The organism is Ferriphaselus sp. R-1, from assembly GCF_000746095.1.
Taxonomy (GTDB): Bacteria; Pseudomonadota; Gammaproteobacteria; order Burkholderiales; family Gallionellaceae; genus Ferriphaselus.
On record NZ_JQKP01000021.1, the window covers coordinates 1 to 16438 of the forward strand.

Consider the following 16438-nt stretch of genomic DNA (forward strand, 5'->3'; position numbering starts at 1 on the left):
TCGCCCCGATCGCGATGGAAGAAGGTCTGCGTTTCGCCATCCGTGAAGGCGGTCGTACCGTCGGCGCAGGTGTGGTAGCCAAGATTATCGAGTAATCAGTAACCATAAGATAAGCGAGAAGGTCAGCCTTCTCGCTTCTTGTTGTTCCCAAGTTTTAGGCCAGTAGCTCAATTGGTAGAGTATCGGTCTCCAAAACCGAGGGTTGGGGGTTCGAGACCCTCCTGGCCTGCCAAGTTTTAACACGGACAATCGCGCATGTCGGATAAGTTGAAGTTAGTCGCGGCATTCTTGCTGGTTGCAGCGGGAGTGGTGGGATTCTACGTATTGCAGGAAAGCGCCTCAGTATTGCGGGCGCTTTCGGTGCTGGCGGGTGTGGCTGCGGGTGTTGCGGTTGCGTTGTCGAGTGAGCAGGGTAAGCAGTTCGCCGTATTCTTCAAGGAGTCGGTGGCCGAAGCCAAGCGTGTGGTGTGGCCGTCGCGCAAGGAAACCTTGCAGACGACCGGCGTGGTCGTGGTGTTCGCTGTCACCATGGCGCTGTTCCTGTGGGCGGTGGATGCCAGTCTGTTGATGCTGGTCAATAAATTGATGGGACGGGGCGAGTGATGGCTAAGCGTTGGTATGTGGTTCACACCTACTCGCAGTTCGAGAAAAGTGTGCAGCGTGCGCTGGTGGAGCGTATCGCGCGCGCCGGGATGCAAGAGCAGTTCGGGCAGATCCTGGTTCCGGTCGAAGAGGTCGTTGAGCTTAAGTCGGGTCAGAAGAGCATCTCCGAGCGCAAGTTCTTCCCAGGCTATGTGCTGGTCGAGATGGAGATGACTGACGACTCTTGGCACCTGGTGAAGAATACGCCCAAGGTGACGGGTTTCATTGGCGGAACCGCCATGAAGCCGACTCCGATCACGCAGAAGGAAGTCGACAACATCATGCAGCAGATGCAGGCCGGGGTTGAGAAGCCGCGTCCCAAGGTGTTGTTCGAGGTGGGCGAGGCGGTGCGTGTCAAGGAAGGCCCGTTCACCGACTTCAATGGCTCGGTGGAAGATGTCAATTACGACAAGAACAAACTGCGGGTGTCGGTGGCCATCTTCGGTCGCGCAACACCGGTAGAGCTGGATTTCGGCCAAGTCGAAAAGGCCTGAAGCGCGGGAAGGGTGGAGAGTGAAGGGTAAAGGGTGGGCCGTTTGGTTTATCCTTCCCCTTTGCCCTTCCCCTTCTCACTGAAAAACGGGGAGCGTATCGCAGGTGCGATGTGCGTTTGACCCATAACAAGGAGTAGTAACGTGGCAAAGAAAATTGTCGGCTATATCAAGCTGCAAGTTCCCGCCGGTAAGGCGAACCCAAGTCCTCCCATTGGCCCGGCACTGGGTCAGCGCGGTCTTAACATCATGGAATTCTGCAAGGCGTTCAACGCCCAGACTCAAGGCGTAGAGCCAGGTCTGCCGATTCCCGTGGTGATCACCGCGTTCGCAGACAAGAGCTTCACCTTCGTGATGAAGACTCCTCCTGCGACCATCCTGATCAAGAAGGCCGCTGGTATCCAGAAGGGCAGCCCGAAGCCGCATACCGACAAGGTCGGCAAGCTGACTCGCGCTCAGGCTGAAGAGATCGCCAAGACCAAGCAGCCCGACCTGACAGCGGCTGACATGGACGCAGCTGTGCGCACCATCGCTGGTAGCGCACGCAGCATGGGCATCACCGTGGAGGGCGTATAACATGGCTAAAGTTTCCAAGCGTTACAAGGCAGCCGCTGCCAAGGTCGACCGCACCAAGCTGTATCCGCTGAACGATGCGCTGGCGCTGGCCAAAGAGACCGCTGTCGCCAAGTTCGATGAATCCATCGACGTGGCAGTGAATCTGGGCGTGGATGCACGCAAGTCTGACCAGCTGGTTCGTGGTTCTGTCGTGTTGCCCAAGGGCACCGGCAAGAGCGTGCGCGTCGCTGTGTTTGCGCAAGGTGCCAAGGCTGAAGAAGCCAAGGCTGCTGGCGCAGAAGTCGTCGGCTTCGACGATTTGGCTGAAGCCATCAAGGCGGGCAACATGGACTTCGACGTGGTCATCGCTTCCCCGGACGCGATGCGTATCGTCGGCCAACTGGGTCAGATCCTCGGTCCACGTGGTTTGATGCCTAACCCCAAGGTCGGCACCGTGACTCCGGACGTGGCAGGCGCTGTGCGCAATGCCAAGGCTGGTCAGGTGCAGTACCGTACCGACAAGAACGGCATCATCCAGTGCACCATCGGTCGCGCCTCGTTCGCACCGGAAGCGCTGCGTGAAAACCTGTTGGCGCTGATCGATGCGCTGAACAAGGCCAAGCCGGCTGCCTCCAAGGGTGTGTATCTGCGCAAGATCTCGGTATCCAGCACCATGGGTGTCGGCATCCGCGTCGAACAAGCCAGTCTGGTTGCGTAACTAGTTTCAAATTCGGCGGCAGGGCGAGTGGGCGCGCCTTGTCGCCTTCAGGCTTTGTACTGCTGGCAGGAATGGCAGCATCAAAGACCGTTGGTGCCAACAGTCTCAGGACTGGCGGCTTAATCGGTGAAGCGATTCACCTGCCCACGTAGATGGTGTGCCCGCAAGCAGGACGGACGTAATTGGTTCATCCTGACTTAAGGTCGCTGTTTTTAACCAAGGAACATCGCAAGGTGTTTCGATTCTGGATGGAGAAAGACTTGAGTCTGAATCTGCAAGAAAAACAGGCGGTAGTCGCCGAGGTCAGCGCACAAGTGGCGCAGGCCCAGACGATCGTTCTGGCAGAGTACCGTGGCATCAAAGTCAGCGACGTCACCAAGCTGCGTGCGAATGCACGTGCTGCTGGTGTGTACTTCCACGTGTTGAAGAACACGCTGGCGCGTCGCGCGGTACAAGGCACTCCCTTTGAAGGTCTGGCGGATAACATGGTTGGCCCACTGGTGTACAGCATCAGTGCCGATCCCGTCGCGGCTGCCAAGGTGGTGCATGAATTTGCCAAGACGAACGACAAGCTGGTCGTAAAGGCAGGCTCCTACAACGGCAAGGTGCTGGATGCAGCAGGCGTGAACGCGCTGGCTACCGTACCTAGCAAGGAAGTTCTGCTGGCACAACTGTGCGGCTTGCTGCAATCGCCGATGTCTGGCTTGGCACGTGCAGTCGCTGCCGTGTCCGCTCAGAAATCCGAAGCGGTTGCTGCTTAACCTTAACAAACTCTTAAATTAGGAAGAACAAAATGGCATTTGATAAAGACGCATTTTTGGCATCCCTGGACGCAATGTCCGTTCTGGAACTGAACGACCTGGTCAAGGCAATCGAAGAAAAGTTTGGCGTGTCCGCTGCTGCTATGGCTGCTCCGGCTGCCGGTGGCGCTGCTCCTGCAGCCGCTGCTGAACAGACCGAGTTTACCGTGGTACTGAAGTCCGCTGGCGAATCCAAGGTCAACGTGATCAAGGTGGTTCGCGCGATCACCGGTCTGGGCCTGAAGGAAGCCAAGGATCTGGTTGACGGCGCTCCGAAGAACGTCAAGGAAGGCGTGTCCAAGGCTGACGCTGACGCAGTTGCCAAGCAACTGATCGAAGCTGGCGCAACTGCTGAAATCAAGTAAGCATTAGTGCTGTTCAAAAGGCTGACGGAAACCCCGTCAGCCTTTTGGCGCTTCAGCAATATCCTGAACATTCAGGCCGAATTTGATCCGAAGAAGCCAGCGGATAGTTCACATCGCGTGATCTGTCCCCTGTCTTTTTCCTCTGTTGTGGAGATACCATGAGCTACTCGTTTACAGAAAAAAAACGCTTCCGCAAGAACTTCGCCAAACGCGTCGGTGCCTTGCCGGTCCCCTTTCTGTTGTCCACGCAGTTGGAGTCGTTTGCTGCTTTCCTGCAAGAGCACACCGCTCCTGACCAGCGCAAGAACGAAGGTCTGCAGGCCGCGTTCAACTCCATCTTCCCGATCGAGAGCCATAGCAAGAACGCCTATCTGGACTTCGTCAGCTACACGCTGGGTACACCTCCGTTCGATGTCAAGGAATGTCAGCAACGCGGCCTGACCTTTGCCGCTCCGCTGCGCGCCCGCGTGCGCCTGAAGCTGATGGATCGCGAAGCCTCCAAGCCGACCGTCAAGGAAGTCAAGGAACAAGAAGTCTACATGGGCGAGATCCCGCTGATGACCGACAACGGCTCGTTCATCATCAACGGTACCGAGCGCGTCATCGTGTCGCAGCTGCACCGTTCGCCCGGCGTGTTCTTCGAGCACGATCGCGGCAAGACCCACAGCTCCGGCAAGTTGCTGTTCTCTGCCCGCATCATCCCGTATCGCGGCTCCTGGCTGGATTTCGAGTTCGATGCCAAGGATTACGTCTATTTCCGTATCGACCGTCGCCGCAAGATGCCGGTGACCATTCTGCTGCGTTCGCTGGGCTACACCCCGGAGCAGATCCTGGCCGAATACTTCGACTTCGACACCTTCCACCTGAACAACGGCAACATCCAGTTCGCCGTCGTTCCCGAGCGTCTGCGCGGCGAGACCGCACGTTTCGACATCATCGGCGCGGCGGGCAAGGTCATCGTGGCCAAGGACAAGCGCATCACTGTGCGCCATGTGCGTGAGATCACCGATGCCGGTATCGACCGTCTGGCTGTGGGTGACGATTTCCTGATCGGCCGTGTGCTGGCCAAGAACGTGATCGACACCGACAGCGGCGAGATCATCGCCAATGCCAACGACGAGATCACCGAAGCACTGCTGAAAAAGTTGAGCGTAGCCAGCGTCAGCTCCATCCAGACGCTGTACACCAACGATCTGGACCATGGCGCCTTCATCTCGCAGACCCTGCGCATCGACGAGACCGTGGATCAGTGGACCGCCCGCGTGGCCATCTATCGCATGATGCGCCCCGGCGAACCGCCCACCGAAGAAGCGGTCGAGACCTTGTTCCAGCGCCTGTTCTTCAATGAAGATGCGTACGATCTGTCGCGCGTGGGCCGCATGAAGTTCAATCGCCGCATCGGTCGCGATGAGCTGACCGGCGCAGGCACCTTGTCCAACGACGACATCGTCGCCGTGATCAAGATCATGGTCGAGCTGCGCAATGGCCGTGGCGAGATCGACGACATCGACCACTTGGGTAACCGCCGCGTGCGCGCTGTGGGCGAGCTGGCAGAGAACCAGTTCCGCGCTGGCTTGGCTCGCGTCGAGCGCGCCGTCAAGGAGCGTCTGGGCCAGGCCGAGACCGACAACCTGATGCCGCATGACCTGATCAACGCCAAGCCGATCTCGGCGGCGGTGAAGGAGTTCTTCGGTTCCAGCCAGTTGTCGCAGTTCATGGACCAGACCAACCCGCTGTCGGAAGTGACCCACAAGCGTCGTATCTCCGCACTGGGCCCAGGCGGTCTGACGCGCGAACGCGCAGGCTTCGAAGTGCGCGACGTGCACCCGACCCACTATGGCCGTGTGTGCCCGATCGAAACGCCGGAAGGTCCGAACATCGGTCTGATCAACTCGCTGGCGCTGTATGCGCGTACCAACGAGTACGGCTTCATCGAGACCCCGTACCGCCGCGTGGCGGATGGCGCAGCTTCGGATGACGTGGACTACCTGTCGGCGATCGAAGAAGGCAAGTACACCATCGCCCAGGCCAATGCCGAGCTGGACGATGCCGGCAAGTTCACCAGCGACATCGTGTCTTCTCGCGAACACAACGAATTCGTGCTGGCTGGCCCGGACAAGATCCAGTACATGGACGTGGCCCCGTCGCAGGTGGTGTCGGTGGCGGCTTCGCTGATCCCGTTCCTGGAGCACGATGATGCGAACCGCGCTTTGATGGGTGCCAACATGCAGCGTCAGGCCGTGCCCGTGCTGCGTGCCGAGAAGGCGCTGGTCGGTACCGGCATCGAACGGACTGTGGCAGTTGACTCCGGCACGGCGGTGCAGGCCAAGCGTGGCGGTCGCGTCGATTACGTGGATGCTGGTCGTATCGTGATCCGCGTCAATGACGATGAGACCACGCACGGCGAAGTCGGTGTGGACATCTACAACCTGACCAAGTACACCCGTTCCAACCAGAACACCAACATCAACCAGCGTCCGCTGGTCAAGGTGGGCGATCAACTGGCGCGCGGCGACGTGATCGCCGATGGCGCTTCGACCGACATGGGCGAACTGGCGCTGGGTCAGAATATGCTGGTCGCGTTCATGCCGTGGAACGGCTACAACTTCGAAGACTCGATCCTGATCTCCGAGCGCGTGGTGGCGGAAGATCGTTTCACTTCCATCCACATCGAAGAACTGACTGTGGTAGCGCGTGACACCAAGCTGGGCCCGGAAGAGATCACCCGCGACATCCCGAATCTGGCCGAAGCACAGATCGCCCGTCTGGACGAGTGCGGCATCGTGCACATCGGCGCGGAAGTCGCCGTGGGCGACGTGCTGGTCGGCAAGGTCACGCCCAAGGGGGAGACTCAGCTGACACCGGAAGAGAAGCTGCTGCGCGCGATCTTCGGCGAGAAGGCTTCCGACGTGAAGGACACCAGCTTGCGCGTGCCGGCTGGTAGCTCCGGCACGGTGATCGACGTGCAGGTGTTCACCCGCGAAGGTCTGCAACGCGATGCGCGTGCCCAGCAGATCATTGACGACGAGCTGAACCGTTACAAGAAAGACCTGGCTGACCAGATGCGCATCGTGGAAGCGGATGCCTTCACTCGTCTGGAAAAGCTGCTGGTGGGCAAGACCGCCAACGGTGGCCCGAAGAAGCTGGCCAAGGGTACGGCGCTGACTGCCGACTATCTGGCGGGCATCGAGCATCACCAGTGGTTCGACATCCGCTTGTCCGACGACGAAGTGGCGGCACAACTGGAATCGGTCAAGGACGGTCTGGCGCAGAAGCGTATCGATTTCGATGCCGCGTTCGAGCTGAAGAAGAAGAAGCTGACTCAGGGCGACGAGCTGCAAGCAGGCGTGCAGAAGATGGTCAAGGTCTACGTGGCCGTGAAGCGCCGTCTGCAACCCGGCGACAAGATGGCCGGTCGTCACGGTAACAAGGGTGTGGTTTCCCGCATCGTGCCGGTGGAAGATATGCCGTACAGCGCCGATGGCCGTCCGGTAGACATCGTGCTGAACCCGCTGGGCGTGCCGTCGCGTATGAACATCGGTCAGGTGCTGGAAGTGCATCTGGGCTGGGCAGCCAAGGGCCTGGGCTACAAGATCTCCGCCATGCTGGAGCAGCAGACCAAGGTGGCCGAGCTGCGCGAGTTCCTCGACAAGATCTACAACCGCAGCGGCGAGACCATCGCGCTCGATACGCTGGACGACAACGAGATCATCGAGTTGTGCCGTAACCTGCGCGCTGGCGTGCCGTTCGCCACTCCGGTGTTCGACGGTGCCGAAGAGAGCGAGATCAAGGCGATGCTGGAGCTGGCGGGTCTGCCGACCTCGGGTCAGATCCAGTTGTACGATGGCCGTACCGGCGATGCTTTCGACCGCAAGGTGACCGTGGGCTACATGCACGTGCTGAAGCTGCACCACTTGGTGGACGACAAGATGCACGCTCGTTCGACCGGCCCGTACTCGCTGGTGACCCAGCAGCCGCTCGGCGGTAAGGCACAGTTCGGTGGCCAGCGCTTCGGTGAGATGGAAGTGTGGGCACTGGAAGCCTACGGCGCGGCGTACACCTTGCAGGAGATGCTGACCGTGAAGTCGGATGATGTGAATGGCCGTACCAAGGTGTACGAGAACATCGTCAAGGGCGACCACAAGATCGATGCCGGTATGCCGGAATCTTTCAATGTGGTCATCAAGGAGATCCGCTCCTTGGGTATCGACATGGATCTGGAGCGCAACTAAGCGCGCACATCTGACCGAATTAGGCGATTAAGGAGTTTGAGATGAAAGCATTGCTGGATCTGTTCAAGCAGGTAACGCAAAAGGAAGAGTTCGACGCGATCAAGATCGGTCTGGCTTCCCCGGAGAAGATTCGTTCCTGGTCCTACGGCGAAGTGAAAAAGCCGGAGACCATCAACTACCGTACCTTCAAGCCTGAGCGTGATGGCTTGTTCTGCGCCAAGATCTTTGGCCCGGTCAAGGATTACGAGTGTCTGTGCGGCAAGTACAAGCGCCTCAAGCATCGCGGCGTGATCTGCGAGAAGTGTGGCGTGGAAGTGACCCTGTCCAAGGTGCGTCGTGAGCGCATGGGCCACATCGAACTGGCTTCGCCGGTGGCGCACATCTGGTTCCTGAAGTCGCTGCCGTCGCGTCTGGGCATGGTGCTGGACATGACCTTGCGTGACATCGAGCGGGTGCTGTACTTCGAAGCCTTCGTGGTGACCGAGCCTGGTCTGACTCCGCTGAACCGTGGTCAGCTGCTGACCGAAGACGATTACATCGCCAAGGTCGAGGAATACGGCGACGAATTCCAGGCCTTGATGGGCGCGGAAGGTATCCGTGCACTGCTGCGCAATCTGGATGTGGGTGCCGAAGTCGAGCGCCTGCGCGCCGATTTGGCCGCTACCGGTTCCGAGACCAAGATCAAGAAATACTCCAAGCGCCTGAAGGTGCTGGAGGCGTTCCAGGCTTCCGGCATCAAGCCGGACTGGATGGTGATGGAAGTGCTGCCGGTGTTGCCGCCGGAACTGCGTCCGCTGGTGCCGCTGGACGGTGGCCGTTTCGCCACTTCCGACCTGAACGATCTGTATCGTCGCGTCATCAACCGTAATAACCGTCTGAAGCGTCTGCTGGAGCTGAAGGCCCCGGACATCATCGTGCGCAACGAGAAGCGCATGTTGCAAGAGTCTGTGGACTCGCTGCTGGACAACGGTCGTCGCGGCAAGGCGATGACCGGCGCCAACAAGCGTCCGTTGAAGTCGCTGGCTGACATGATCAAGGGTAAGAGCGGTCGCTTCCGTCAGAACTTGCTGGGCAAGCGCGTGGACTACTCCGGTCGTTCCGTGATCGTGGTGGGTCCTCAGTTGAAACTGCATCAGTGCGGTCTGCCCAAGAAGATGGCGCTGGAGCTGTTCAAACCGTTCATCTTCAACCGTCTGGAAATGATGGGTCTGGCTTCCACCATCAAGGCTGGCAAGCGCATGGTGGAAGCGGAAGAGCCGGTGGTGTGGGACATTCTGGAAGAGGTCATCCGCGAACATCCGGTGATGCTGAACCGTGCGCCTACGCTGCACCGTCTGGGTATCCAGGCATTCGAACCCATCCTGATCGAGGGCAAGGCCATCCAGTTGCACCCGCTGGTCTGCTCCGCGTTCAACGCCGACTTCGACGGTGACCAGATGGCTGTCCACGTTCCGCTGTCGCTGGAAGCGCAGATGGAAGCCCGCACTTTGATGCTGGCCTCCAACAACGTGCTGTCGCCCGCCAACGGCGAGCCTATCATCGTGCCGTCGCAGGATATCGTGCTGGGTCTGTACTACATGACCCGTGAGCGTGTCGGTGCCATCGGTGAAGGTTCGATGTTCTCCAACATCGCCGAGATGACGCGTGCCTATGATGCCAAGCAGGTTGAGTTGCAGGCCAAGGTGACGGTGCGCATCAAGGAACATTTCACCGACGAGAACGGCGACGTACAGGAGAAGCTGACCCGCTACGAAACGACCGTGGGCCGTGCGCTGCTGTCCGAAGTGTTGCCGACCAATCTGCCGTTCAGCCAGATCAACAAGTCGATGAAGAAGAAGGAGATCTCGCGCCTGATCAACGCCAGCTTCCGCCGTTGCGGTACCCGCGACACGGTCATCATGGCCGACAAGCTGATGTACACCGGCTTCACCTACGCGACCCGCGCCGGCATCTCCATTGCGGTGGACGACATGCTGGTGCCGCCGCAGAAGGATCAGTTGATCGCCGCCGCCGAGAAGGAAGTGCAGGAGATCGACGTGCAGTACACCTCCGGTCTGGTGACCCAGGGCGAGCGCTACAACAAGGTGGTGGACATCTGGGGCCGCACCGGCGAACACGTCGCCAAGGCGATGATGGAGCAGCTGGGCAGCGAGCCTGTGGTCGATCGCGCCACCGGCAAGGTGCGCATGGAAGGCAAGAAGCCGCTGATGCAGGAGTCGTTCAACTCCATCTACATGATGGCCGACTCCGGTGCGCGCGGTTCCGCCGCCCAGATCCGCCAGTTGGGCGGTATGCGCGGCCTGATGGCCAAGCCGGACGGCTCCATCATCGAAACGCCGATCACCGCGAACTTCCGCGAAGGTCTGAACATGTTGCAGTACTTCATCTCCACCCACGGTGCCCGTAAGGGTCTGGCGGATACGGCGTTGAAGACCGCGAACTCCGGTTACCTGACCCGCCGTCTGGTGGACGTGACGCAGGATCTGGTGGTGACCGAAGACGATTGCGGTACCTCCAACGGCACCGCCATGAAGGCGCTGGTCGAAGGCGGTGAAGTGATCGAGGCCTTGCGCGAGCGCATCCTGGGTCGCGTGGCTGCCGCTGACGTGGTCAACCCCGAGACCAGCGAGACCGTGTACGAAGCCGGCACGTTGCTGGACGAAGCTGCGGTCGAAAACGTCGAAGCTCTGGGCATCGACGAAGTGCGCGTGCGCACTCCGCTGAACTGCGAGACCCGTTTCGGCCTGTGCGCCAAGTGTTATGGCCGCGACTTGGGTCGTGGCGGCATGGTGAACGTGGGCGAAGCTGTCGGTGTGATCGCGGCGCAGTCCATTGGTGAACCGGGTACCCAGTTGACCATGCGTACCTTCCACATCGGTGGCGCGGCTTCGCGTACCGTGGTGGCCAGCCAGGTCGAGAGCAAGTCCAACGGTATCGTCAAGTACAGCCCGAACATGCGCACGGTGACCACCGCACGCAACGAACTGGTGGTCGTGGCGCGTTCCGGCGAAGTGATGGTGACCGATGATCACGGTCGCGAGCGCGAGCGCCACAAGGTGCCGTATGGCGCGATGCTGACCCTGCGCGAAGGCGCAACGGTGCGTGCCGGCGAAGTGCTGTCCACCTGGGATCCGCATACCCGTCCTATCGTGACCGAATACGCCGGTAAGGTGCGTTTCGAGAACGTGGAAGAAGGCGTCACCGTCGCCAAGCAGATCGACGAAGTGACCGGTCTGTCCACTCTGGTGGTGATCGATCCCAAGCGTTCGACCACTGGCAAGGGCTTGCGTCCTATGGTGCGTCTGCTGGATGAAGAGGGTGTCGAGATCAAGCTGGCGGGTACCGATACCGCGATCTCCGTGGCTTTCCAGACCGGCTCCATCATCACCGTGGAAGACGGGCAGCATGTGGGCGTGGGTGACGTGCTGGCGCGTATCCCGCAAGAGTCGTCCAAGACCCGCGACATTACCGGCGGTCTGCCGCGTGTGGCCGAACTGTTCGAAGCGCGTTCACCCAAGGATGCCGGCATGCTGGCGGAAGTCACGGGTACCGCCTCGTTTGGCAAGGATACCAAGGGCAAGCAGCGTCTGGTCATCACCGATGTCGATGGCATTGCGAACGAGTTCCTGATTCCGAAGGACAAGCATGTGCTGGTGCACGACGGCCAGGTGGTGAACCAGGGCGAAATGATCGTGGACGGCCCGGCCGATCCGCACGACATCCTGCGTTTGCTGGGTGTGGATGCGCTGGCTCGTTACATCACCGACGAAGTGCAGGACGTGTACCGTCTGCAAGGCGTGAAGATCAACGACAAGCACATCGAAGTGATCGTGCGTCAGATGCTGCGCCGCGTGCAGATCCGTGATGCGGGTGAGACCAACTTCATCACCGGCGAGCAGGTTGAGCGTGCCGATGTGTTGATCGAGAACGAGCGCGTCGAAGCCGCAGGCAAGCTGCCAGCGACTTATGACTTCATGCTGCTGGGTATCACCAAGGCTTCCCTGTCCACCGATTCGTTCATCTCGGCGGCCTCCTTCCAGGAGACCACCCGCGTGCTGACCGAAGCGGCCATCATGGGCAAGCGCGACGATCTGCGTGGCTTGAAGGAAAACGTCATCGTTGGTCGTCTGATCCCGGCTGGTACCGGCATGGCGTACCACAATACCCGTCGCAAGCAGCGTCTGGGTATCGACATGGCGGAAGGTCGCGAATTGCTGGGCGAGTTGCTGGGTGAGTCCAGTGATGCGGTGAGCAGTGAGTCGAGTAGCGAACAGGCGGTTTGATCCCGTCTGCTTGACAGGGTTGCGCTTCGTCTCTAGAATGCGCGGTCTTTTTATAGCCATCCCAGCGGGGAAAATCCGTCAAGGCTGGGATGGATGTTTTAACGGTTTGACTGAATTACTTTTTTAGGACATTAGAATGCCAACGATTAACCAGTTAGTGCGCAAGCCTCGTGCTGCCACCCCGGAAAAGAGCAAGGTGCCAGCATTGGCGAATTGCCCGCAGAAGCGCGGTGTATGTACCCGCGTGTACACCACGACTCCGAAGAAGCCGAACTCCGCGCTGCGTAAAGTGGCCAAGGTGCGCCTGACCAATGGTTTCGAGGTCATCTCCTACATCGGCGGTGAAGGTCACAACCTGCAAGAGCACAGCGTGGTGCTGATCCGTGGTGGTCGTGTGAAGGACTTGCCGGGTGTGCGTTACCACATGGTTCGCGGTTCGCTGGATACGGCGGGCGTGAAGGATCGTAAGCAGTCGCGCTCCAAGTACGGCGCGAAGCGTCCCAAGAAGTAATTTCAGAATTCAGAGTTGAGAGGGTTTTACCATGCCAAGACGTAGAGAAGTACCCAAGCGCGAAGTCCTGCCGGATCCAAAGTTCGGCAATCAGGATCTGTCCAAGTTCGTTAACGTGTTGATGACTGCCGGCAAGAAGTCGGTGGCCGAGCGTATCCTGTACGGCGCGCTGGAGCAGGTGGGCAAGAAGTCTGGCAAGGACCCGATCGAAGTGTTCAATACCGCTTTGAACAATGCCAAGCCTATGGTGGAAGTGAAGTCGCGTCGCGTCGGCGGTGCCAACTATCAGGTGCCTGTCGAAGTGCGTCCTTCCCGTCGTATGGCGCTGTCCATGCGTTGGCTGAAGGAAGCTGCACGCAAGCGTGGCGAAAAGTCCATGGGCATGCGTCTGGCAGGTGAATTGATCGATGCGTCCGAAGGTCGCGGCGGTGCGGTGAAGAAGCGTGAAGAAGTTCACCGTATGGCAGAAGCCAACAAGGCTTTCTCGCACTTCCGTTTCTAAACCAGATCAAGTTAGGTAGCTACCGTGGCACGTAAAACACCCATTAGCCGTTATCGCAATATCGGCATCAGCGCGCACATCGATGCGGGCAAGACTACGACGACTGAACGTATCCTCTACTACACCGGTGTGAGTCACAAGATCGGTGAGGTGCATGATGGCGCGGCCACCATGGACTGGATGGAGCAGGAGCAGGAGCGTGGTATCACCATCACTTCCGCAGCAACCACTTGCTTCTGGAAGGGTATGGAGAATCAGTACCCCGAGCATCGCTTCAACATCATCGACACACCGGGACACGTGGACTTCACCATCGAGGTGGAGCGTTCGATGCGCGTGCTGGACGGTGCCTGTATGGTGTATTGCGCCGTGGGTGGTGTGCAGCCGCAGTCCGAGACTGTGTGGCGTCAGGCCAACAAGTACAAGGTGCCACGTCTGGCGTTCGTCAACAAGATGGACCGTTCTGGCGCGAACTTCTTCAAGGTCGTCGAGCAGATGCAACTGCGCCTGAAGGCCAGCCCCGTGCCTATCGTGATTCCTATCGGTGCGGAAGATACCTTCGTGGGCGTCGTCGATCTGATGAAGATGAAGGCGATCTACTGGGATGAAGCTTCCCAGGGTATGAAGTTCGACTACCGCGACATCCCGGCCGATCTGGTCGCGACAGCCAATGAATGGCGCGAGAAGATGGTCGAGTCCGCTGCTGAAGCCTCTGAAGATCTGATGAACCAGTATCTTGAGAACGGCGAGTTGACTGAAGAGCAGATCATCGAAGGCCTGCGTGCCCGTACCCTGGCCTGCGAGATCCAGCCGATGTTGTGCGGCTCCGCCTTCAAGAACAAGGGTGTGCAGCGTATGCTGGATGCGGTGATCATGTTGCTGCCTTCGCCGGTCGATATCCCTGATGTCACGGGTGAGAGCGAGCAAGGTGAGCCGCTGACCCGCAAGGCGGACGATGGTGAATCCTTCTCCGCGCTGGCGTTCAAGCTGATGACCGATCCGTTCGTGGGTCAGCTGACCTTCGTGCGCGTCTATTCCGGCGTGCTGAAGAAGGGTGACACGGTGTACAACTCGGTGCGCGGTCGTAAAGAGCGTATCGGTCGTATCGTGCAGATGCACGCGAACAACCGCGAAGAGATCGACGAGATTCTGGCGGGCGACATCGCAGCCTGTATCGGCCTGAAGGAAGTGACCACTGGCGAATCGCTGTGTGATCCGAGCAACCCTATCATCCTCGAACGCATGGTGTTCCCGGAGCCGGTGATTCACGTCGCCGTCGAGCCGAAGACCAAGGCTGACCAGGAAAAGATGGGTATCGCGCTGGGTCGTCTGGCGGCTGAGGATCCTTCTTTCCGTATCCGTACCGACGAGGAGTCGGGGCAGACCATCATGTCCGGCATGGGCGAACTGCACCTGGAAATTCTGGTCGACCGCATGAAGCGTGAGTTCGGCGTGGAAGCCAACGTTGGCGCGCCACAAGTGGCTTACCGCGAAGCGATCCGCAAGTCGACCGAAGTCGAAGGCAAGTACGCCAAGCAGACCGGTGGTCGCGGCCAGTACGGTCACGTGTGGATCAAGATGGAGCCGAACGAAGCCGGCAAGGGCTTCGAGTTCGTGGACGCGATCAAGGGCGGTACCGTTCCTCGCGAGTTCATCCCGGCGGTTGAGAAGGGTCTGCGCGAAACACTGCCGAACGGCGTGCTGGCGGGCTTCCCGGTGGTGGATGTCAAGGTCACCCTGTTCGACGGTTCTTACCACGATGTGGACTCCAACGAAAACGCCTTCAAGATGGCGGCTTCCATGGCGTTCAAGGACGGTATGCGCAAGGCTAATCCGGTGCTACTGGAGCCGATGATGTCGGTCGAAGTCGAGACTCCGGAAGACTATGCTGGTACGGTGATGGGCGATCTGTCCTCGCGTCGCGGCATGGTGCAGGGTATGGAAGACATGATGGGTGGCGGGAAGGCGATCAAGGCCGAGGTTCCGCTGTCCGAGATGTTCGGTTACTCCACTGCGTTGCGTTCAGCGACTCAGGGTCGTGCCACCTACTCGATGGAATTCAAGCATTACGCTGAAGCTCCCCGCAACGTTGCGGAAGCTGTGATGAACAGCAAGAAATAACTAACCTAATCTTTGGAGATCTGAAAAATGGCAAAGAGCAAATTTGAGCGCACCAAGCCGCACGTGAACGTGGGCACGATTGGTCACGTTGACCACGGCAAGACCACCCTGACAGCGGCGATCACGACCGTGTTGTCGAAGAAGTTTGGCGGCGAAGCCAAGGCGTATGACCAGATTGACGCAGCGCCGGAAGAGAAGGCACGCGGCATCACCATCAACACCGCCCACGTCGAATACGAAACCGCTGCGCGTCACTACGCGCACGTGGACTGCCCTGGCCACGCCGACTATGTGAAGAACATGATCACCGGCGCAGCCCAGATGGACGGCGCGATTCTGGTGTGTTCCGCTGCTGACGGCCCCATGCCACAGACCCGCGAGCACATCCTGCTGGCCCGCCAAGTGGGCGTTCCTTACATCATCGTGTTCCTGAACAAGTGCGACATGGTCGATGACGAAGAACTGCTGGAACTGGTCGAGATGGAAGTTCGCGAACTCCTGTCCAAGTACGACTTCCCTGGCGACGACATCCCCATCGTCAAGGGCTCCGCCCTGAAGGCCGTGGAAGGCGACACCGGCGACCTGGGTGAAGGCGCCATCATGCGCCTGGCCGACGCGCTGGACAGCTACATCCCGACTCCGGAGCGTGCCATTGACGGCGCCTTCCTGATGCCCGTGGAAGACGTGTTCTCCATCTCCGGTCGCGGCACCGTGGTGACGGGTCGTATCGAGCGCGGCATCATCAAGGTCGGCGAAGAAATCGAAATCGTCGGCATCAAGGCCACTGCCAAGACCACCTGTACCGGCGTGGAAATGTTCCGCAAGCTGCTGGACCAAGGTCAAGCGGGTGACAACGTCGGCGTGCTGCTGCGCGGCACCAAGCGTGAAGACGTCGAGCGCGGCCAAGTGCTGTGCAAGCCGGGCTCCATCAAGCCGCACACCAAGTTCACTGCCGAGATCTACGTGCTGGGCAAGGACGAAGGCGGTCGTCACACCCCGTTCTTCCAAGGCTACCGTCCGCAGTTCTACTTCCGCACCACCGACGTGACCGGTGCGATCGAACTGCCGGCAGGCACCGAAATGGTGATGCCGGGCGACAACGTCTCGATCACCGTGGGCCTGATCGCCCCGATCGCGATGGAAGAAGGTCTGCGTTTCGCCATCCGTGAAGGCGGTCGTACCGTCGGCGCAGGTGTGGTAGCCAAGATTATCGAGTAA

At 59.5% G+C, this 16438-nt stretch carries 13 protein-coding genes and 1 tRNA gene; all 14 read left to right on the top strand.

Translation table 11 applies throughout. The annotated features are described in order from the left end of the window. Window positions 1-14: 14 nt before the first annotated feature. The 14 genes from DM08_RS12655 (at window position 15) to tuf (ending at window position 16438) form a co-directional block, all read left to right on the top strand. On the top strand, window positions 15-95 hold the full coding sequence (locus DM08_RS12655) for an EF-Tu C-terminal domain-related protein (protein WP_071759808.1): 81 nt from the start codon (window positions 15-17) through the stop codon (window positions 93-95). Window positions 96-156: 61 nt separating this feature from the next. Further along, window positions 157-232, top strand: a tRNA-Trp gene (locus DM08_RS10705). A 23-nt stretch (window positions 233-255) separates the two neighbouring features. Then, window positions 256-603, top strand: coding sequence for a preprotein translocase subunit SecE (secE, locus tag DM08_RS10710; protein ID WP_035384659.1), 348 nt, complete (start codon window positions 256-258; stop codon window positions 601-603). Further along, a complete protein-coding gene (gene nusG, locus DM08_RS10715; protein WP_035384660.1) occupies window positions 603-1136 on the top strand; it encodes a transcription termination/antitermination protein NusG in 534 nt (177 codons plus the stop codon). The genes secE and nusG overlap by 1 nt, the downstream gene beginning before the upstream one ends. A 141-nt stretch (window positions 1137-1277) precedes the next feature. Then, window positions 1278-1709, top strand: a complete 432-nt coding sequence (gene rplK / locus DM08_RS10720; RefSeq protein ID WP_035384661.1) for a 50S ribosomal protein L11 — start codon at window positions 1278-1280, stop codon at window positions 1707-1709. Window position 1710: 1 nt separating this feature from the next. Beyond that, window positions 1711-2406 carry a 50S ribosomal protein L1 gene (gene rplA / locus DM08_RS10725; protein WP_035384662.1) on the top strand — a complete coding sequence of 232 codons (696 nt, stop codon included), beginning with the start codon at window positions 1711-1713 and terminating at the stop codon, window positions 2404-2406. 260 nt (window positions 2407-2666) lie between these two features. Further along, on the top strand, window positions 2667-3167 hold the full coding sequence (rplJ, locus tag DM08_RS10730; protein WP_035384669.1) for a 50S ribosomal protein L10: 501 nt from the start codon (window positions 2667-2669) through the stop codon (window positions 3165-3167). A 32-nt stretch (window positions 3168-3199) separates the two neighbouring features. Next, window positions 3200-3571, top strand: coding sequence for a 50S ribosomal protein L7/L12 (rplL, locus tag DM08_RS10735; RefSeq protein WP_035384663.1), 372 nt, complete (start codon window positions 3200-3202; stop codon window positions 3569-3571). A gap of 158 nt (window positions 3572-3729) precedes the next feature. Then, window positions 3730-7803, top strand: a complete 4074-nt coding sequence (gene rpoB, locus DM08_RS10740; protein WP_035384664.1) for a DNA-directed RNA polymerase subunit beta — start codon at window positions 3730-3732, stop codon at window positions 7801-7803. Between the two features lie 41 nt (window positions 7804-7844). Further along, on the top strand, window positions 7845-12086 hold the full coding sequence (gene rpoC, locus DM08_RS10745) for a DNA-directed RNA polymerase subunit beta' (RefSeq protein WP_035384665.1): 4242 nt from the start codon (window positions 7845-7847) through the stop codon (window positions 12084-12086). Window positions 12087-12222: 136 nt separating this feature from the next. Then, window positions 12223-12597 carry a 30S ribosomal protein S12 gene (gene rpsL / locus DM08_RS10750; RefSeq protein ID WP_035384666.1) on the top strand — a complete coding sequence of 125 codons (375 nt, stop codon included), beginning with the start codon at window positions 12223-12225 and terminating at the stop codon, window positions 12595-12597. Between the two features lie 31 nt (window positions 12598-12628). Then, on the top strand, window positions 12629-13099 hold the full coding sequence (gene rpsG / locus DM08_RS10755; protein WP_035384667.1) for a 30S ribosomal protein S7: 471 nt from the start codon (window positions 12629-12631) through the stop codon (window positions 13097-13099). Between the two features lie 24 nt (window positions 13100-13123). Next, window positions 13124-15220, top strand: a complete 2097-nt coding sequence (fusA, locus tag DM08_RS10760) for an elongation factor G (RefSeq protein ID WP_035384668.1) — start codon at window positions 13124-13126, stop codon at window positions 15218-15220. Window positions 15221-15247: 27 nt separating this feature from the next. Beyond that, complete coding sequence (tuf, locus tag DM08_RS10765) at window positions 15248-16438, top strand: elongation factor Tu (RefSeq protein ID WP_035382790.1); 1191 nt, start codon at window positions 15248-15250, stop codon at window positions 16436-16438.